This is a genomic window from Halomonas meridiana (assembly GCF_009846525.1).
Lineage (GTDB): Bacteria > Pseudomonadota > Gammaproteobacteria > Pseudomonadales > Halomonadaceae > Vreelandella.
Genome location: NZ_CP024621.1, coordinates 767,306 through 786,451, shown reverse-complemented (window position 1 = coordinate 786,451; position 19,146 = coordinate 767,306). Strand labels below are relative to the sequence as shown.

At 59.2% G+C, this 19,146-nt stretch carries 18 protein-coding genes and 3 tRNA genes; 4 read left to right on the top strand and 17 right to left on the bottom strand.

Translation table 11 applies throughout. From position 1 onward, the window contains the following. Nucleotides 1-37: 37 nt before the first annotated feature. From ccmE to ccmA, 5 genes are read right to left on the bottom strand one after another with little or no spacing between them, the layout of a single operon-like run. On the bottom strand, nucleotides 38-547 hold the full coding sequence (gene ccmE, locus CTT34_RS03870) for a cytochrome c maturation protein CcmE (RefSeq protein ID WP_044629992.1): 510 nt from the start codon (nucleotides 545-547) through the stop codon (nucleotides 38-40). Next, a complete protein-coding gene (ccmD, locus tag CTT34_RS03865) occupies nucleotides 537-788 on the bottom strand; it encodes a heme exporter protein CcmD (protein ID WP_159341258.1) in 252 nt (83 codons plus the stop codon). Before ccmD ends, ccmE begins: the two co-directional genes overlap by 11 nt. Beyond that, a complete protein-coding gene (locus tag CTT34_RS03860; RefSeq protein ID WP_159341257.1) occupies nucleotides 788-1,528 on the bottom strand; it encodes a heme ABC transporter permease in 741 nt (246 codons plus the stop codon). The genes ccmD and CTT34_RS03860 overlap by 1 nt, the downstream gene beginning before the upstream one ends. 14 nt (nucleotides 1,529-1,542) lie before the next feature. Then, a complete protein-coding gene (gene ccmB / locus CTT34_RS03855) occupies nucleotides 1,543-2,235 on the bottom strand; it encodes a heme exporter protein CcmB (protein ID WP_159343708.1) in 693 nt (230 codons plus the stop codon). Between the two features lie 55 nt (nucleotides 2,236-2,290). Further along, a complete protein-coding gene (gene ccmA, locus CTT34_RS03850) occupies nucleotides 2,291-2,911 on the bottom strand; it encodes a cytochrome c biogenesis heme-transporting ATPase CcmA (protein WP_159341256.1) in 621 nt (206 codons plus the stop codon). Between the two features lie 272 nt (nucleotides 2,912-3,183). Here ccmA and CTT34_RS18400 point away from each other — a divergent pair, with 272 nt between their 5' ends. Further along, nucleotides 3,184-3,639, top strand: a complete 456-nt coding sequence (locus CTT34_RS18400) for a LexA family protein (protein WP_253016651.1) — start codon at nucleotides 3,184-3,186, stop codon at nucleotides 3,637-3,639. A 29-nt stretch (nucleotides 3,640-3,668) separates the two neighbouring features. Next, nucleotides 3,669-4,286 (top strand): IMPACT family protein, encoded by a 618-nt coding sequence (locus CTT34_RS03840; RefSeq protein ID WP_159341255.1) that lies wholly within the window; start codon nucleotides 3,669-3,671, stop codon nucleotides 4,284-4,286. 76 nt (nucleotides 4,287-4,362) lie between these two features. On the opposite strand, the gene CTT34_RS03835 is transcribed toward CTT34_RS03840, so the two are convergent. The 3 genes from CTT34_RS03835 to CTT34_RS03825 form a co-directional block, all read right to left on the bottom strand. Next, nucleotides 4,363-5,685, bottom strand: coding sequence for a sodium ion-translocating decarboxylase subunit beta (locus CTT34_RS03835; protein ID WP_159341254.1), 1,323 nt, complete (start codon nucleotides 5,683-5,685; stop codon nucleotides 4,363-4,365). Between the two features lie 12 nt (nucleotides 5,686-5,697). Further along, on the bottom strand, nucleotides 5,698-7,503 hold the full coding sequence (oadA, locus tag CTT34_RS03830) for a sodium-extruding oxaloacetate decarboxylase subunit alpha (RefSeq protein WP_159341253.1): 1,806 nt from the start codon (nucleotides 7,501-7,503) through the stop codon (nucleotides 5,698-5,700). A 92-nt stretch (nucleotides 7,504-7,595) separates the two neighbouring features. Continuing rightward, nucleotides 7,596-7,853, bottom strand: coding sequence for an OadG family protein (locus tag CTT34_RS03825; RefSeq protein ID WP_159341252.1), 258 nt, complete (start codon nucleotides 7,851-7,853; stop codon nucleotides 7,596-7,598). A gap of 127 nt (nucleotides 7,854-7,980) precedes the next feature. Between CTT34_RS03825 and CTT34_RS03820 the strand changes: the two genes are divergently transcribed. Continuing rightward, nucleotides 7,981-8,985 carry a tRNA dihydrouridine synthase gene (locus CTT34_RS03820; RefSeq protein ID WP_390620249.1) on the top strand — a complete coding sequence of 335 codons (1,005 nt, stop codon included), beginning with the start codon at nucleotides 7,981-7,983 and terminating at the stop codon, nucleotides 8,983-8,985. A gap of 249 nt (nucleotides 8,986-9,234) precedes the next feature. Here CTT34_RS03820 and CTT34_RS03815 read toward each other — a convergent pair. The 9 genes from CTT34_RS03815 to CTT34_RS03775 form a co-directional block, all read right to left on the bottom strand. Continuing rightward, a tRNA-Arg gene (locus CTT34_RS03815) sits at nucleotides 9,235-9,311 on the bottom strand. Nucleotides 9,312-9,379: 68 nt separating this feature from the next. Beyond that, nucleotides 9,380-9,456, bottom strand: a tRNA-Arg gene (locus CTT34_RS03810). Nucleotides 9,457-9,486: 30 nt separating this feature from the next. Further along, a tRNA-Ser gene (locus tag CTT34_RS03805) sits at nucleotides 9,487-9,579 on the bottom strand. A gap of 124 nt (nucleotides 9,580-9,703) precedes the next feature. Beyond that, nucleotides 9,704-9,892 (bottom strand): carbon storage regulator CsrA, encoded by a 189-nt coding sequence (gene csrA, locus CTT34_RS03800; RefSeq protein ID WP_039180068.1) that lies wholly within the window; start codon nucleotides 9,890-9,892, stop codon nucleotides 9,704-9,706. Between the two features lie 192 nt (nucleotides 9,893-10,084). After that, nucleotides 10,085-11,335 (bottom strand): aspartate kinase, encoded by a 1,251-nt coding sequence (locus CTT34_RS03795; RefSeq protein WP_159341251.1) that lies wholly within the window; start codon nucleotides 11,333-11,335, stop codon nucleotides 10,085-10,087. 106 nt (nucleotides 11,336-11,441) lie between these two features. Beyond that, complete coding sequence (gene alaS / locus CTT34_RS03790) at nucleotides 11,442-14,051, bottom strand: alanine--tRNA ligase (RefSeq protein WP_159341250.1); 2,610 nt, start codon at nucleotides 14,049-14,051, stop codon at nucleotides 11,442-11,444. Nucleotides 14,052-14,274: 223 nt separating this feature from the next. Then, on the bottom strand, nucleotides 14,275-14,736 hold the full coding sequence (locus tag CTT34_RS03785; RefSeq protein ID WP_159341249.1) for a regulatory protein RecX: 462 nt from the start codon (nucleotides 14,734-14,736) through the stop codon (nucleotides 14,275-14,277). A gap of 38 nt (nucleotides 14,737-14,774) precedes the next feature. Further along, a complete protein-coding gene (recA, locus tag CTT34_RS03780; RefSeq protein ID WP_159341248.1) occupies nucleotides 14,775-15,836 on the bottom strand; it encodes a recombinase RecA in 1,062 nt (353 codons plus the stop codon). 89 nt (nucleotides 15,837-15,925) lie between these two features. Beyond that, nucleotides 15,926-16,450, bottom strand: coding sequence for a CinA family protein (locus CTT34_RS03775; RefSeq protein ID WP_159341247.1), 525 nt, complete (start codon nucleotides 16,448-16,450; stop codon nucleotides 15,926-15,928). A 121-nt stretch (nucleotides 16,451-16,571) separates the two neighbouring features. Here CTT34_RS03775 and mutS point away from each other — a divergent pair, with 121 nt between their 5' ends. After that, nucleotides 16,572-19,139 carry a DNA mismatch repair protein MutS gene (mutS, locus tag CTT34_RS03770; protein ID WP_159341246.1) on the top strand — a complete coding sequence of 856 codons (2,568 nt, stop codon included), beginning with the start codon at nucleotides 16,572-16,574 and terminating at the stop codon, nucleotides 19,137-19,139. Nucleotides 19,140-19,146 lie beyond the last annotated feature (7 nt).

The window sequence follows — 19,146 nt, the reverse complement described above, 5'->3', positions numbered from 1 at the left end:
TAGCATCAGGCCTTATCGCGTGGGGTGCGTTCAGCCGTTAATAGTCGCTTCCTTCTGGGGAGCCTTCCTGCTCTAGGCGCTTGCCCACTTCGGCGGCTTTCGCTTGAAAGTCGGCCGGGGAGTAGCCTGCTTCTTCCAATGCCTGAGCCACTTCAGGCGGCATGTAGTTTTCATCGTGGCGCGCCAGCACTTTATCGGCGTAGAGACGACCATCGGCCTGCAGTTCGCCGACCACCACCACGCCCTGCCCTTCACGGAACAGGTCCGGCAGAATCCCGCTGTAGTAGACCTCCAGATCGTCCACGTAGTCGGTCACCACAAACTCGACGTCCAGGCTTTCCGGGTCGCGGGACACAGAGCCCTCTTTGACCATGCCACCCGCGCGAATCTGGCGCTCCATGGGGGCATCGCCCTGGGCGATTTGCACCGGGCTGAAAAACAGATTGATGTTGGCGCGCAGCGCGTACAGGGTGAGCCCCACCGCAATAGCGGTGAGCGACAATAGCCCCAATATGACAAACAGCTTCTGTTTACGTTTAGGCGTCATGGTGAACGTCCTTTTGAGCAGAGGTAACGGGCTCTTGCAGAGGCTGCGCATGCGGTGACGACTGGCGCTGGGCGTGCTCACGACGCACCCGACGCTTGACCGTGTGAAGAAGCTGGCGGCGCTCCTGGCGGGCATGCCATACGATGACCAGCATCAATAGCGCAGTGACTCCCCAGGCAGCCCACACGTAAACCGCGTGACCGCCCATGGCAAAAAATTCGTTCAGCGAGGAAAAGGCCATTAGTTCGTCTCCTCGGCAAGCTCGCGCACCCAGCGCTTGTTGGCTTCTCGACGCAGAATTTCGCTGCGCGTGCGCATCAGCGTGAGGGCAATGAAAAAGCTGTAAAAACCCAACACCATAATGAGTAGCGGCGCCCACATATCCATGGTCATGGCGGCGCGGCCGGTAATCGTAAAGGTGGCGGGCTGGTGCAGGGTGTACCACCAATCCACGGAGTATTTGATGATCGGGATATTGATGACGCCGACCATGGCCAGCACCGACGCGGCACGGGAACCGCTATCGCGGCTGCTAAAGGCACCCCGCAGAGCTATCACGCCCAGATAGAGAAACAGCAGAATCAGCATGGACGTGAGGCGCGCGTCCCACATCCACCAAGTGCCCCAGGTCGGCACGCCCCACACTGCGCCCGAAAAAAGGGCCACGAAGGTCATCGCAGCCCCCAACGGGGCCATGACGGTGGCAGCCATATCGGCCACTTTGATTTTCCAGACCATGAACACCAGCCCGGAGACCGCCATGGAAACGAAAATGGACTGCGCTAGAAACGCCGCAGGGACGTGGACATAAATGATGCGAAAACTATTGCCCTGCTGGTAATCCGCCGGTGCAAAGACCAACCCCCAAACGGTGCCGACCAGCAGCAGCAACGTTGCTGCCACCCAGAAAAACGGCTGCAGCTTGGCGCTAATGGCATAGAACCATTTGGGGGATCTTAGTTTGTTGATAAAGGCCCACATGGTGTTCCCGTCCTCTAACCGTTAATGCTGATGCGCAGCGATGCCGCAATGGCCCAGGGTGCCAGCATCAGCGCCAGCGCTAACAGGGCCCCTAGAATCGCCAAATGCGCGGCTATTCCATCGCCAAAAATCGCGGCCTGTACGGCACCTGCGCCGAAAATTAGTACTGGTATATAGAGCGGCAGCACCAGCAGCGATAGCAGCACACCGCCCCGCGCTAGACCCACCGTCAATGCGGCACCGATGGCCCCGATCAGGCTCAAGCTGGCCGTACCGAGTGCCAACGACAGCGCTAGCACGGCGTAGCTTCCCGCTGGAAGCGACAGCATGATGCCCAAGAGGGGCGCCATGAGCGCGAGCGGCAGACCGGTCAGCAGCCAGTGTACCGCCACTTTTGCCAACCCCAGCGCTGCCAGCGGCTGGGGGGCCAGTAATAGCTGCTCGAGGCTGCCATCGTCGTAGTCGCTGCGAAACAGGCTATCCAGCGAAAGCAGGGCAGCGAGCAGTGCGGCCACCCATAACAGCCCCGGCGCAATGCTTGCCAACAGCTCTGGATCCGGTGAAATCCCTATGGGAAACAGGGTAATCACCAGCGCAAAGAACACCAGCGGATTGAGCACTTCGCCACGACGGCGCAGCATCAGGGTGAGGTCGCGCTTAAGCGTCGCCTTGATGGCCACCATCAAACCGCCCTGGGGGGCATGCATGACCACCTCGGGAGTGCTCCGTTGAGCGTGTGAACGTTGCAACGCTGTCTCCTTCTTACCCCAGCTGAATACGCCTAAGCACGGGTGACTCGGTCAGCGCATGGTGCGTAGTGACCAACACACAGCCGCCAGACTGCGCGTGGGCCACCAGCTGCGCTTCTAGCGCTGCCACCCCTTGACGATCGATCGCGGTGAAAGGCTCGTCGAGCACCCACAGCGCGCGCTGGGTTAGGGTCAAACGCGCCAGCGCTACACGCCGCTGCTGCCCGGCGGACAGCTGCCCGGCAGGCACGTCTTCGAAGCCGGCGAGCCCAACGGCAGCCAACGCCGCCTCTCGTGCGGGCTCGCTGCCCTTTTCTCCGCTAAGCGCTTGATACCAAGCTAAATTCTCCAGCGGCGAAAGACCTGCCTTCACACCGGGGGCATGACCTAAATAGAGTAAATTAGCGAGAAAATGTTCACGGGCTTGGCGCATGGGTTCGCCATTCCAGTAAAGCTCGCCACGGTAATCGGTTAATTGGCCAGAGAGTATTTTCAGCAGGGTCGTCTTGCCGCTGCCGTTGGGGCCTTCAATGCGCACAATCTCGCCGCTTTGAATATCGAGATTGAGCCCTTCAAACAGCCAACGGTCATCACGTTCACAGGCCAATTGTCGGGCTTGCAGGCACAGGCTCAAAAGACACTCCAGGCACATTGATTTTGGGTCGAACTCTACACGGAAAGGCCCTTTCCCGCCAGTCGGGCTCTGCGGTCTTGGGTCGCAGCGTGGTCCAGAGCCATGCTGGCTTAAGCGTCTTTCGGATGAGCCAAGCGAAAGACAGGACTAGCACTGTATGCAAAAACAGGCTTATACTGTAACCACTGTATGAATAGACACCACAGAATAAAACAACAGGTATCGACTCAATCAAACGCCTTGGCAACGGGCGCTGCATGGGAGAACACACTATGACGACCTGCCTATCCTCTCGGGTAACGTCTCACGTCCCTTCTTACGTATCCCCTCAGACGCTGTCTCAACCGGTAGCGCCATCGACGCCTCACCCGTTAGCGTCTCGCAGCGCTTCCTCACATACGCGCCAAGCGTGCACACCCCCTCGCGTCACACGTCGCAACACCTACGCCCTGCGTATTCGCGGTGACCGCATGCGCGACTGCAACCTGTTCGACGGCGATGTCATCATCATTCACCGTCACCAGCACGACGCTCATCAAGAGACCGCCGTTGCGACGATCAACCAGCGCGAGGTAACGCTAAAACAGCTCTCCATTAGTCGCCTGGGCATTCATTTATGGCCGGAAGATGCAGCCATGCCCGATCTCTTCCTGCATAATTGTGATATTCAGGTGCTGGGCATGGTGATGGGCGTGGCCCAACACGCCACGGACCCCCGGCATCACTAACTGGTCATCCACCCTGCCGGGAGTCCTAGTTGCGTTTTCGAGTTCCTGATTTAGCCCTTGATACATGGCACACCGCCGAGATCGACGTCGAGAAGAGTCAGTTTTTGACCTGGGTGTGCCACGCCCCGACCACCGACGCCTTCGACACGCTGCTACACGCGGCCAAAGCCGCCCATCCGAATGCCAGCCATCACTGTACAGCCTTCATCGCAGGCCCGCCTGGCGAGCAAACCCACATCGGTTTTTCTGACGATGGTGAACCGGGCGGCACCGCAGGGCGCCCCATGTTTCAGGCGCTGCAGGGCAGCCAACTCGGCGAGATTGGCTGTGTGGTGATTCGCTACTTTGGCGGCACCAAGCTCGGCACCGGCGGGTTAGCCCGCGCCTATGCGCAGGCGGTGAATGCCGGGCTCGAAACGCTGCCCACCCGGGAAGTCGTCGAGCGGGATCTCTATGAGTTGAAAGTTAGCTTCGCCCACGAGGCGCAAGCCCGGGCTTGGTGCGACGAGCAGGGCCTGCCCGTACAACAGGCAGCGTACGATGGCAACGGCGTGAGTTTGACCATCGGCTGGCCACGGGATGTCGAGCTGGATATCAGCGGCCTAGAAAATCGTCTTAAAACAGCCATTGAGCTACAGCAAATATAAAAAAAACGCGGCTTACACGAGCGCTTGCTCGGTAAGCCGCGTTCTATAGCGGCAGGCGTGCTGTCTAACGAGCCGCCTAGCCCAGGTACTTGATCATTACCCCGGCAGCCACCGCCGAACCGATGACCCCAGCCACGTTCGGCCCCATGGCATGCATCAACAGGAAGTTGTGCGGGTTCGCTTCCAGACCGACCTTATTCGCCACGCGCGCCGCCATCGGCACGGCAGACACACCTGCCGCGCCAATCAACGGGTTGATGGGCATTTTGCTGACCAGGTTCATCAGCTTGGCCATCAAGACACCGGCGGCGGTGCCGATACCGAACGCCACGATCCCCAGGCCCAGAATCCCTAGAGTCTCGAACGCCAAAAAGCTCTCCGCCATCAGCTTGGAACCCACCGACAACCCCAGAATGATCGTCACGATATTGATCAGCGCGTTTTGCGCCGTATCGGAAAGACGCTCGACCACACCACACTCGCGCATCAGGTTACCAAAGCAGAACATGCCTAGCAGCGGTGCCGCGTCCGGTAGAAATAGCGCCACAGCAATCAACAGCATCAGCGGGAAGACCACTTTTTCGAGCTTGGAGACCGGACGCAGCTGCGTCATGGTGATCTTGCGCTCTTTTTCGGTGGTCAACAGGCGCATGATCGGCGGTTGGATCAACGGCACCAGTGCCATGTAGGCATAGGCCGCGACGGCAATCGCCCCTAGCAACTCAGGCGCCAGCACGCTGGAAACGTAGATCGACGTCGGACCATCCGCCCCGCCGATGATACCAATCGCCGCCGCCTGATTGAGCGAGAAATCCATGATGCCCATGGACGTCAGCAGCACCGCGCCAAACAGCGTGGCAAAGATACCGAACTGCGCCGCCGCCCCCAGGAACAGCGTGCGCGGGTTGGCCAGCAGCGGGCCGAAGTCGGTCATCGCTCCAACGCCCATGAAGATCAGCAGCGGCGCAATGCCCGAGCCAATGGCGACCTTGTAGAAGTTATAGAGCATGCCATCGCTGTAGCCGACGCTCACCGCCACGTCTTTGGCAGCGCGCAGCTGATCCGGCGCGGCCGAGTCGTGGGCAATGGCCTTGAGGGTCTCGCGCCAACCCTCGACACCGGCCAGCGGGTCCAGCGTCGCGCCCAGCGCCGCCGCCATTTGCTCAAGCACGGCGGGCTTGGCCACTTCAATGGCTTGATCCAACGCCGAAATCGCCAAACCGGCCTCGGGAATGTTGGCCAAAATACCGCCAAACCCAATCGGCACCAGCAGCAGAGGCTCGAACTTCTTGTAGATCGCCAGGTAGAGTAGCCCAAGCCCCACCAGGATCATGACCGCTTGGCCAAGCTCCAGGTTATAGAGCCCGGAGCCTTCCCATAGAGTGATTAATTTATCCATTCCGAAAAGCCCTTAAAGCTCGATCAGCGCATCGCCAACGGCCACGCTATCGCCTTCGCTGACGTTGACTTTCGACACCGTACCGGCGCTGCTGGCACGCACTTCGGTTTCCATCTTCATGGCTTCCAGAATGATCACGACATCGCCTTCGGCCACTTGGTCGCCTGGCCGCACGTTCACTTTGAAGATGTTACCCGCCAGCGGCGCATCGATGCTGACACCGCTGGGTGCCGGGGCGTCGGCTTCGGGCTGGGCGTCGGACTGCTCTTGAATGTTGCCAATCTCCCCCCCCTCCGACACCTCGACCACGTACGCCTTGCCGTTGAGCTTCACGGTATAGGTCTCCGGGCCAGCACCAGCGCTTGGTGCGGCGGCAGGGGCTGTTTCTGCTTTGGCCGGCGCAGCCGTGCGAGGTGCTTCCGGCGCAGGCTCGAAAGCGTCTTTATTGTCGCGGTTCTTGAGGAATTTCAAACCAATCTGCGGGAACAGCGCATAGGTCAATACGTCATCCACTTCCCGCTCGCCGTCGGCAAGGCGAATGCCATCGGCGCTGGCTTTCTCTTTCAGCTCGGCGGCGAGTTTGTCCATCTCAGGTGAGAGGTTGTCTGCCGGGCGGCAGGTAATTGGCTCGCCGCCTTCCAGCACACGCTTTTGCAATTCGGCATTGAAGGGTGCTGGGGCAGAGCCGTATTCACCTTTCAGCAGCGCCTGTACCTCTTTAGAGATCGACTTGTAGCGCTCGCCCATCATGACGTTCATGACCGCTTGGGTACCCACGATTTGTGACGTGGGCGTCACCAACGGAATGAAACCGAGATCTTCGCGGACGCGGGGGATTTCACTCAGCACGTCATCCAGCTTGTCGCCAGCGCCCTGCTCTTTTAACTGGCTCTCCATGTTGGTGAGCATGCCGCCGGGAACCTGGGCCACCAGAATGCGTGAATCGATACCGCGCAGCGAACCTTCGAAGGCGGCGTATTTTTTACGCACCTCGCGGAAGTAGCCAGCGATATCTTCCAGCAACTCTAGGTCCAAGCCAGTGTCGCGGTCGGTATCTTTTAGCATGGCGACCACCGATTCCGTCGGGCTGTGGCCGTAGGTCATCGACATGGAGGAGATGGCGGTGTCGACGTTATCGACTCCTGCTTCGACCGCTTTCAAAATGGTCGAGGTCGATAAGCCTGTGGTCGCATGGCAGTGCAGGTGAACCGGAATAGAGAGCTCTTTTTTCAGACGCGTGACTAGATCATACGCCGTGTACGGCGTGAGTAGCCCCGCCATATCCTTGATAGCCAGAGAGTCTGCGCCCATTGCAGCAATGGTCTTCGCAAGATCGACCCAGCTATCCAGGGTATGTACCGGGCTTACCGTGTAAGAAATGGTGCCCTGTGCATGGCCGCCGACTTGGCGCACCGCTTTGATGGCGCGTTCCAGGTTGCGCGGGTCGTTCATCGCATCAAACACACGGAATACGTCGACCCCATTGGTTTTGGCCCGCTCGACGAACTTATCGACGACGTCATCAGCGTAGTGACGGTAACCCAGCAGGTTCTGACCACGCAGCAGCATCGCCTGTGGCGTGTTCGGCATGGCTTCTTTCAGGGCGCGAATACGTTCCCACGGATCTTCCCCTAGGTAGCGGATGCACGCATCGAACGTGGCACCACCCCAGGTTTCCAGCGACCAGTAGCCGACCTTATCCAGCTTTTCGGCAATGGGCAGCATGTCGTCCAAGCGCAGGCGCGTGGCAAACAGAGATTGATGCGCATCGCGCAGTACCACATCGGTGATTCCCAGAGGACGTTTTATTTCATTCATGGTCATGGCTCACAGTTTGGCGTTATGAATTTGTAGTAAATTTAACAAAAAAATTGCATCAGGAGCGAAATGGACACGCGGGAACGTGCCGCTTACGGACGGCGAGACGAACGATAACGATGCACCGCAGCACTGATCACTGCGACGACTTCGTCGTTTTGGCCCTGACTGGCGGGAGTTTTCCCACTTTTTCGGCCCGCTGGCGCAGCCACAGGGGCAGGCTGAAAGCGGTCAATCAGCTTTGACATTAGCGTGACGCTAATGACCAAAATAGTAAGAAAAACAAAAACAAAGCCCATACCAAGACCCATTAGAGCGAGCCCCTCTTGGAGCAACTCCGACCCTTGCATAGCGTGCTCTCCTTATTTTATAGGGTTATTGGCACACCAAACGCCTCCAACGGCGCTTGGCGCAATAAGGGTAATACACTAACCTGCCACATCCAGAATAGAATGCAATCGCGCCATAGTGGAAGTCATGGTTGTTAATTTACTACATAAAGGCAAGATCGGTCTCGCACCGATGGAAGGCGTCATCGATGCGCTCACCCGTGACCTACTCACTCGACAGGCCGGTTTTGACTGGTCGGTAACGGAGTTCGTCCGCGTCGTCGACACGCGCCTCCCCCCACGTGTGTTTTATAAACACTGCCCCGAATTACAGCAGTGCCCCGTCGCCACGCCCAGCGGCGTGCCGGTGCATCTGCAACTACTGGGCTCCGACCCTCAGGCCTTGGCCGAGAATGCGCGCCAAGCGCTGGCGCTGGGCGCAATCAGTATCGATCTCAATTTTGGCTGCCCTGCCAAGCTCGTCAACCGCCACGACGGCGGCGCCTCACTGCTGCGCCAGCCCGACCGCGTGTATCGCGCCGTGAAAGCGGTCGCGGACGCGCTAGACGGTGACATCCCGGTGACGGCGAAGATTCGACTGGGGTTTGCCAATCGTCGCTTGGCAGTGGCGTGTGCGCAGGCCACTGAGGCGGGCGGCGCGGCGCGCCTGGTCGTCCATGGGCGAACGCGAGACGAAGGGTATCGTCCGCCGGCGCACTGGGAGTGGATCGGCAAAGTGCGCCACCACGTATCTATCCCCGTGGTGGCCAATGGCGACATTTGGACCCTGGAAGATTACTGGAAGGCCCGCACGCTCTCAGGCTGCTGCGATGTGATGCTTGGGCGCAGTGCGTTGGCAGACCCCTGGCTCGCCCCTCGTATTCGCCACTGGCAGCAAACCGGCGAACGCTTGGCGGACACCACGTGGGAAATGCGCGCCAGCGTACTGCAAGAGTACGCCGCCCTACAGCGCCAACATCTTCCTGACCGCGTGGTCGTATCTCTGGTAAAGCAGTGGCTTGCCCAGATGCGCCAGGGCAACGCCGAAGCCAACCTGCATTTTCAGCGCCTGAAGCGCTTGACCGACCTGGACACACTTTTGGGTAGCCTGATCCCTAGCGCAAGCGCACTTAACGCCTGCGAACCCGCCTAAGGCTGTCGAGCACGCCCCACCCCTACCTTCCCCCCAGCCGATTTAAAGCGCCTCTCCAGGCGCTTTTTTAGGCGCATCACTGCTTTCGCTACCCGGCACTCTCCCTTGGCGCGTTACGGGCCAAAAAAAAAGCGCCCTTCCGCAAAGATGCGGGGGCGCTTTACACGATCGCAAGACTACCGCGCGAGCCACGATAGTCAGGCTAGAAAACAGAAAACCCGCTCTCCTATGAGAGCGGGTTTTGGAATCTGGCGCGCCCGGGAGGATTCGAACCTCCGACCACCTGATTCGTAGTCAGGTACTCTATCCAGCTGAGCTACGGGCGCTTTTCAGTCATTGCTTACTGCGTAAAACAATGAAAACAGTGTAACATCAAATACTTACCTTTGCAACTTGGCGCGCCCGGGAGGATTCGAACCTCCGACCACCTGATTCGTAGTCAGGTACTCTATCCAGCTGAGCTACGGGCGCATATCAAATTGCGATGCTACATGATGCAGTTGGCGGAGAGAGAGGGATTCGAACCCTCGATAGGGCTATAAACCCTATACTCCCTTAGCAGGGGAGCGCCTTCAGCCACTCGGCCACCTCTCCTCAACGGCACGGCGCGAATATTACCGATTATGATGACTGGTGTCCAGTCCTATTCCGATTTTTTTCGCGCCGCCCTGATATTACCGCTTAAACGCTCTTTAATGAGCGTGACACAGGCGGCCATTTACTCTGCTTCGCTTTCACTATTACGTTCACGCTGAATACGCTGATAGATCTCTTCACGGTGAACCGCGACATCTTTCGGTGCGTTCACACCAATGCGTACTTGATTACCTTTCACACCTAACACCGTGACGGTGATTTCATCACCGATCATCAGTGTTTCGCCAACGCGGCGGGTTAGGATGAGCATGGCTGATCTCCTTCTCAGACGTTTATACAACGGGATGTGTCCGCCAACGGGGGCCACCACGCCATTATGCGGCATGGTGCCCCCTGCCACCAATGGCTTTGGCCCCTATGACACCTTAACCTCCCGTTGAAAGAAAGCTCACCACCACACGGCAGCGAGTACCTTCAGCGTAGAAGGTTTAGGCCACAATTGTTATTCAGATTCGATATCGGATTTATCGAGACCAAATGCTTTGTGTAAGGCGTTGACAGCAAGTTCCATATGTTTTTCGTCAATCACGACAGAAATTTTAATTTCGGACGTGGAGACCATACGGATATTGACGTTTTCATCGGCCAATACGCGAAACATTTTAGAGGCGACACCCGCATGAGAGCGCATACCGACGCCCACCAGTGACACTTTGGCAATATTATCGTCACCGCGCAGCTCGCCGCCGCCCAGGTCAGGAATAACTGTCTCTTCCAACAGCTTTTTGGTGGCCTTGTAGTCACCCTTCGCCACGGTGAAGGTGAAATCGGTGTAGTCGCCAGCCGGTGCGACGTTCTGAACGATCATATCGACTTCGATGTTGGCATCGGCAATCGGGCCCAAAATACGGGAAGCCACACCCGGAACGTCTGGGGTGTTCAACAGCGTCAATTTGGCTTCGTTTTTGGTAAAGGCGATACCGGAGATTAGCGGTTCTTCCATAGAATCCTCGTCTTGGTCTGAGTCAGCAACAATCAGGGTGCCCGGGCCGTCTTCAAAGCTCGACAGCACCCGCAGCGGTACGTTGTACTTACCGGCGAATTCAACCGCGCGAATTTGCAGCACTTTAGAGCCCAAACTGGCGAGTTCGAGCATCTCTTCTACGGTGATGCTTTCAAGGCGCTGCGCTTTGGAGCAGACGCGAGGGTCGGTGGTGTAAACACCGTCCACATCGGTATAGATTTGGCACTCATCAGCGCCAAGGGCCGCTGCCAGAGCCACCCCGGTGGTGTCCGAGCCGCCACGGCCCAACGTGGTAATATTGCCGTCTTCGTCCACGCCCTGGAAACCGGCCACGACCACGACCTTACCTTCGTCCAGGTCAGACTTCAGGTCGTCGGTTTCGATGCGCTGGATACGCGCTTTGGTGTAGGCGCTATCCGTCAGAATTCCCACCTGAGCACCGGTGTGCGAGGTTGCCGGAACGCCAATTTGCTGCAGCGCCATGGCCAGCAGGGAAATGGTGACCTGCTCGCCGGTGGAAAGCAGCATGTCCATTTCACGGGGCGCGGGGTCTTCGTTGAGGGCGTGAGCCATATCGGTGAGGCGGTTCGTTTCGCCGCTCATCGCGGAGACGACGACCACGACCTGGTGGCCTTGGTCGCGAAAGCCTTTCACTTTTTCCGCCACGGCCTTGATACGGTCGACAGAGCCCACCGAGGTGCCGCCGAACTTCTGTACGTATAGTGCCATATGCCGTTTTTCCTTTACGTTCGGGAATGGAGGGTGAATATTGTTGTTGCTAAGTTTCCTAACTAGCAAAAAGGCCGATGGCAAATAATGCCACCGGCCTCTCTATTTAGCGAAGCGTGTTTTCCAACCAAGCCGGGACACTGTTCAACGCATCCGGCAGCGCCTCTGGCTGACTGCCGCCCGCTTGTGCCATGTCGGGGCGACCGCCCCCTTTACCGCCTACCTGGGAGGCCACATGGTTGACCAGTTCGCCCGCTTTGACCCGATCGGTCAAGTCGGCGGTCACCCCGGCAATCAGACTGACTTTGCCGGCGGCTTTGTCGGCCGTGCCTAGCAGGATGACGCCGGAGCCCAGCTTGTTCTTCAACTGATCCAGTACGCCGCGCAGGTCTTTACCAGAGACGCCCTCCAGCTCGGTCACCAGCAGCTTCACACCGCCGACGTCCTGCACCTGGCTGAGCATGTCACTGCCCGCCGCGCTCGCCAGCTTCGCTTTGAGCTGCTCGAGCTCTTTTTCCAAGCTGCGGTTGCGCTCCACCAGTGATTCGACACGGGCTTCCACCTGTTCAGGCTTGGTTTTCAAACGCTCGCCCAGGCGCTGCACGCGCGCTTCCTGTTCGCGGAAGTAGGCCAAGGCGTTTTCACCGGTAATCGCTTCGATACGGCGTACGCCGGAGGCGATACCTACCTCGCTGACGACGTGGCAGCAGCCAATGTCGCCACTGCGGTTGACGTGGGTGCCGCCGCAAAGCTCGATGGAGAAGTCATCGGCACCGATGGTCAACACGCGCACGTTATCAGCGTACTTGGCTTCGAACAGCGCCGCCGCGCCTTTGGCCTTGGCGTCCGCGAGGCTCATTTGCTCGATTTTCGTCGGCGCGTTGGCCAGAATCTGTTCATTGACGATGCGCTCGACCTCAGCAAGCTGCTCGGCGGTCATCGGCTCGAAGTGGCTAAAGTCGAAACGCAGACGTTCGGCGTTGACCAGCGAACCTTTCTGCTGCACGTGGTCCCCCAGCACCATCCGCAATGCTTTGTGCAGCAAGTGGGTCGCGGAGTGGTTACGAATGGTCGCACCGCGCAGGCTGGCGTCGACTTCACCACGCACGTTGGCACCCACGCTCAGCGTTCCTTCGACCATCACACCCTGGTGAAGATGGTGGCCGCTCTGTTTCTGGGTGTCGGTCACCTGGAAACGACCGCCATCGACGTGCAAGTAGCCGGTGTCGCCCACCTGACCACCAGACTCCCCGTAGAACGGCGTGCGATCCAGCACCACGGTGCCTTTCTGCCCCGCCTCCAGAGCCGCCAGCGCATTACCGTCGCTATCCACGAGCGCCGTGACGGTGGCTTGGTCCTCCAACCGCTCGTAGCCGGTGAACTGGGTTTCGCCGTCTAACTCGATCGAGGCAGTGTAATCCGCGCCAAACTGGCTAGCGGCGCGGGCGCGCTCACGCTGGGCTTCGAGCTCACGCTGGAAGCCCGCCTCGTCCAGTGTCACTTCACGCTCACGGCACACGTCGGCGGTCAAATCGAATGGAAAGCCATAGGTGTCGTAGAGCTTGAACACAGTTTCGCCGGGCAGCACGTCGCCCTGAAGCTCTTCTAGAGCAGCATTAAGCAAGCCCATACCGTGATCTAGCGTGCGGGCAAACTGCTCTTCCTCTTTCAGCAGTACACGAGCGATCTGCTCACTGGCATCGCGCAGTTCGGGATATGCGTCGCCCATTTCGGCGTCGAGCGCAGAGACCAGCTTGTGGAAGAACGGTTCGGAAGCGCCCAACTTGTGGCCGTGGCGAATCGCCCGGCGAATGATCCGGCGCAGCACGTAGCCACGACCTTCATTGGAGGGCAGTACGCCGTCGGCAATCAAGAAGGCGCAGGAGCGAATGTGGTCGGCAATGACGCGCAGCGAGGGCGTCGTGGTATCACTATGCCCCGTGGCGTTGGCAGCGGCATTGAGCAGGTTCTGGAACAGATCGATTTCGTAGTTGGAGTGTACGCCCTGCATGACGGCCGCCACCCGCTCCAAGCCCATGCCCGTGTCGATAGAGGGCTTCGGCAACGGGTTGAGGGTGCCTTGAGCATCGCGTTCGAACTGCATGAAAACGAGGTTCCAGATCTCGATGTAGCGGTCGCCATCCTCTTCCGGGCTTCCGGGCGGGCCACCCCACACTTCCGGGCCGTGATCAAAGAAAATCTCGGAACTAGGACCACAGGGGCCGGTGTCGCCCATTTGCCAGAAGTTGTCTTCATCCAGCTTGGAGAAACGCTCCGGGTCAATACCGATCTCCTCTTTCCAGATGCGTTCGGCTTCATCGTCGCTGATGTGCACCGTGACCCACAGTTTTTCTTTGGGCAGCCCCAGAGTCTCGGTCAAAAACGTCCAGGCAAAGCGAATGGCGTCGCGCTTGAAGTAATCGCCAAAGCTAAAGTTGCCCAGCATCTCGAAGAAGGTGTGGTGGCGCGCAGTGTAACCTACGTTGTCCAAATCATTGTGCTTGCCACCGGCACGCACACAGCGCTGAGCAGACGTAGCGCGCACGTAGGGGCGCGGGTCACGGCCCAGGAAGACATCTTTGAAAGGCACCATGCCCGCGTTGGTGAACAGCAGCGTCGGGTCGTTGCCCGGCACCAGCGAGCTAGACGGCACTGCCGTATGGCCGTGCTCTTCAAAAAACGATAAGAAGGCCTGTCTGATCTCTGCGCTTTTCATAGGGTATCCGTAACAAGAAAGCGTGATGCCCCAGGGCGCTGTCGCCGCCACCCGCTGGGGTCGCAAAGGGTCCATTATAACGCAGTTGTCAAACGACTAAAGCCGCAGTTAGTGGCAGAAGCCAAACAGACTGCGTCAACGAGGGAGAAGTGGGCATTACCATAGGGCGGCACGTATCGGTAGAACCCCCTACTTAGGAGGGGCGTAAAACACCCAGAGGGAACTACAAGCAGGAGAGCGCGTAGCGAATTTGCTCGAAATCAAAGCCGCGTGTTGCTAAAAAGCGCTCGCGCTTGGCGCGCTCTTTAGGTGTTTCACCTGGGGAGTCATAGCGTCTTGCCAGCGTTTCTTTAGCAAGTTCAAACCAGTCGATGGCCTCACGCTCTTCAACGGCCGCCAACGCCTCCGAGAGCGTTTCTTGATCCACGCCTCGTTGGCGCAACTCGCCTTTGATACGAATCACGCCCTGCCCCCGGGCAATCCGCGAACGGACGAAGCTCTCGGCGAATCGCGCGTCTGACTGGAGCGCCTGTTCGGCTAGGGCATCGAGGCAGGCGTCGATCTCATCACCATCGAAGGATTTTTGCTTCAGCTTACGCGCCAGCTCGGCGCGGGAATACTCGCGCCGAGCCAGCAATTGAATGGCGACGACCCGTGGCGAGACGTCTGCATTAGAGGAGAACATGGCGCCCTCCTCTTTTCCACGCCAACGGGAATGGCCGCTTAGAGCAGATCGTCATCGCCATCGGCGGCCACGTCTGCGGCAGGCGCGTCTTCTTTCTTCGGTTCGGCCTTGGCCAGGAGCTGTTCACGAATCTGAGTCTCAATCTCGTTCATGATCTCGGGATGCTCCTCCAGGTACTGGGCCGCATTGGCTTTACCCTGACCGATCTTGTTACCTTTATAGCTGTACCAAGCGCCGGCTTTATCGACCAAGTTGCACTGCACGCCAAGATCGATGACCTCGCCCGCGTGGTAAATGCCTTTGCCGTACAGGATTTGGAATTCGGCCTGCCGGAACGGCGGTGCCACCTTATTCTTCACCACTTTCACGCGGGTTTCGTTGCCGGTGACTTCGTCGCCCGACTTCACCGAACCAGTGCGGCGAATGTCCAAGCGCACGCTGGAGTAAAACTTCAGCGCATTACCGCCAGTGGTGGTCTCGGGGCTGCCGAACATCACGCCGATTTTCATACGAATCTGGTTGATGAAGACCACTAAACAGTTGGCGTTTTTGATGTTACCGGTGATTTTGCGCAGCGCCTGGGACATCAAACGCGCCTGAAGGCCCACGTGGGAATCGCCCATTTCGCCCTCGATCTCGGCACGCGGGGTTAGCGCCGCCACCGAGTCGATGATGATGACATCGACACCGCCGGAGCGAACCAGCATGTCGGTGATCTCTAGCGCTTGCTCACCGGTATCCGGCTGGGAAACCAGCAGGTCGTCCAAGTTGACACCCAGTTTCTCAGCGTAGCTCGGGTCGAGCGCGTGCTCGGCATCGACGAAAGCGCACACTTTGCCCTGCTTTTGCGCCTGGGCAATGACCGACAGTGTCAGGGTCGTTTTACCCGACGACTCAGGACCAAAGATTTCGACGACGCGACCAAACGGCAAACCACCAATGCCCAGGGCAATATCCAGCCCTAAAGAACCAGTGGAGACAGACGGCATAACGACGCGAGGCGCATCGCCGAGGCGCATAACGGTTCCTTTGCCAAACTGACGGTCAATTTGGCTGAGTGCGGCATTAAGCGCTTTTGTGCGGTTGTCTTCCTGAGCCATGCAGAGATTCCTCATAACAAGCTGTATAATTAGCCAGTAGTATGCCAAAGATTAGCGACTAAACAAATCCTCGACGGCAACTTTAACGATTATTTCTTCTGCGCCTGGGCGCTCAACCGAGCGACCAGCCCCGCCAGGGCTTCACGCACCGCCTGCTCACGCACCGCTTGGCGATCGCCAGGAAAAAGGAAGCGCTCGGCCTCTTGCTGTTCGGCACCGCCCCAAGCGATCCACACGGTACCTACCGGCTTGTCATCACTGCCACCATCGGGCCCTGCCACCCCGCTCACCGCGACGGCCACATCGGCACCGCTCTCGCGGCAGGCACCGGCGACCATGCGCTTCACCACGGGTTCGCTGACCGCGCCGTGGTCAGCGAGAGTGGCCGCCTCCACGCCTAACAGACGTGTTTTCGCGGCGTTGGAGTACGTAACGTAGCCCGCCGTAAAATAGGCCGAACTGCCAGCCACCGAGGTGATGGCGCTAGCGATGCCGCCACCGGTACATGACTCCGCGGTGGTCACCTCCACGCCCAGTTGAAGGCATTGCCGCCCCAGGCGCTGGGCAAGCAGCGATAAATCGAGATTCTTGAGGCTGGAAACGCTGGGGGCCATGGTGACTCCTTCATGTAAGACCTTAGGGTAGCGTAGAATACTGCGTTTAGCTTTCTCAACGAAATTGCCCAACGAACATGCCGCAGGCTCAACGCTTGCGCCACGCTCAATCAGGACGCCCATGTCACAGGCCAGCCCCGCCCATACGCCAATGATGGCGCAATACCTTAACATCAAGCGCGAGCACCCCGAGGTACTGCTGTTTTACCGCATGGGGGATTTTTACGAGCTATTTTTCGACGACGCAAAGCGCGCTGCCGCGCTGCTGGATATTACGCTGACGCAACGCGGCCAATCTGGAGGCAAGCCCATCCCCATGGCTGGCGTGCCCTACCATAGTGCCGAGGGGTATTTGGCACGCTTGGTGGCCGGCGGGGAGTCGGTGGCGATTTGCGAGCAAATCGGCGACCCGGCCACCAGCAAGGGGCCCGTAGAGCGCAAGGTCGTGCGTATCGTGACGCCCGGTACGCTGCACGATGAAGCCCTGCTCGATGCTCGGCGAGATAACGTCCTGGTGGCCGTTGCCCCCGGCAAAGCAGGCTGGGGATTGGCGTGGCTGGAGCTCTCCAGCGGTCGTTTCAACGTACTGGAAGTCGAGAGCGAAGCGGAAATGCTCGCCGAGCTTACTCGTCTCTCTCCCGCTGAGCTGCTGGTGCCGGAGAGTCTGACCTTGCCTGATGCGTGGTCGCAACAGCGCAGCCTACGCCGCCAGGGGGAGTGGCTATTCGATCTGGAGAGCGCCACCCGCAGCCTATGCGACCAGTTTGAAGTCAGTGACCTGCGTGGCTTTGGCTGCGCGCACCTCTCCACGGCGCTGATCGCGGCCGGTGTCCTGATCGACTACGCCCGCGATACCCAGCGCTCGCGCCTGCCCCATGTGACCGCCATCAGCGTAGAGAACCGCGATGATGCCGTGGTGATCGACGCCGCCAGCCGCCGTAACCTGGAGATCGACATCAATCTAGGGGGTACCAGCGATAACACCCTGGCCAGCGTGCTCGATACCTGCACCACCGCCATGGGGTCGCGGCTTTTAAAGCGCTGGCTGAACCGCCCGCTGCGCCAGCGAGAGATCGTCGAGGGCCGCCAAGCCGGCGTTGCCCTGCTCTCCATCGATGCCGCTTACATGAGCCTGCGGGAAACGTTGAACGACGTGGGGGACGTGGAACGCATACTCGCCCGCGTGGCTCTTTACAGCGCGCGCCCACGCGATCTCGCGCGTCTGAGAGATGCGCTCGCCACGCTGCCCACGCTGGAAGCGCTGCTGATCGATATCGACAGCGGCAGCGCCCTGGATAGCCTCAAGCCGCACATTCGCCCCTACCCCGAGCTGGCCGATACGCTAGCGCGCGCGCTGGTCGACAACCCGCCCGTCGTGATTCGGGATGGCGGCGTGATTGCCGACGGCTTCGATGCCGAGCTGGACGAGCACCGCGGTATGGCCGAAAACGCTGGCGACTACCTCGTACAACTGGAAAGGAGAGAGCGCGAGCGCACGGGACTTGCCAACCTCAAAGTGGGCTATAACCGGGTACATGGCTACTTCATCGAGCTCCCTCGCGCCCAGGCGCAGCATGCGCCCGCCGACTACATCCGTCGCCAAACGCTGAAAAACGCCGAACGCTTCATCATTCCCGAGCTGAAAGAGTTCGAGGACAAGGCACTTTCCGCCAAGTCGCGGGCGCTCACTCGGGAAAAATGGCTTTACGATCAGCTCCTGGCTGACCTCAACGCCCAATTGCACGAGCTACAAAACACCTCTCGTGCACTCGCAGAGCTAGACGTGCTGTGCGCCTTCGCCGAGCGCGCCGACGCCCTCAACTGGGTGCGCCCTCGATTGGTGGAGGCCACCGGCATCACCATTACTGCCGGGCGCCACCCGGTCGTGGAGCAGGTCAGCGACAAACCGTTCGTGCCCAACGACGTGCGGCTAACCCCGCAGCAGCACATGCTGATCATTACCGGCCCCAACATGGGCGGTAAATCGACCTACATGCGCCAGACGGCGTTGATTGCGCTACTCGCCCATAGCGGCAGTTTCGTGCCCGCCGATGCCGCCGAGATCGGCCCGGTCGACCGTATCTTTACCCGAATTGGCTCGTCGGATGACCTCGCCGGCGGACGCTCGACCTTCATGGTGGAAATGACCGAAACCGCCAATATCCTGCATAATGCCACCGAGCATAGCCTGGTGCTGATGGATGAGATTGGCCGCGGCACCAGCACCTTCGACGGGCTCTCCTTGGCCTGGGCAAGCGCTGAGCATCTCGCCAACGCGCGGGCGCTCACGCTGTTTGCCACGCACTATTTTGAAATGACGGCGCTACCTGAGCAGGCGGAGGGCGTCGCCAATATTCATCTGACAGCGACAGAGCACGGCGATGGTATCGTGTTCATGCACCGTATCGAGGCGGGTCCTGCCAGTCAGAGCTATGGCTTGCAGGTCGCCCAGCTCGCCGGTGTGCCTAATCCGGTGATTCGCCGCGCTCGGGAAAAGCTGATGATGCTCGAACAGCGGGATGTCGACGAACAGCAGCGACCGGCGGCGAGCCCGTCGATACCGCAGCAAAACGACCTGTTCGCTAGCGCCCCACACCCGGTGGTGGAAGCGCTCGGCAAGGCGGATATCGACGACTTGTCGCCTCGGGAAGCGCTGGCCCTGTTGTATCAGTGGCGAGAGCTGCTATAGACAATGG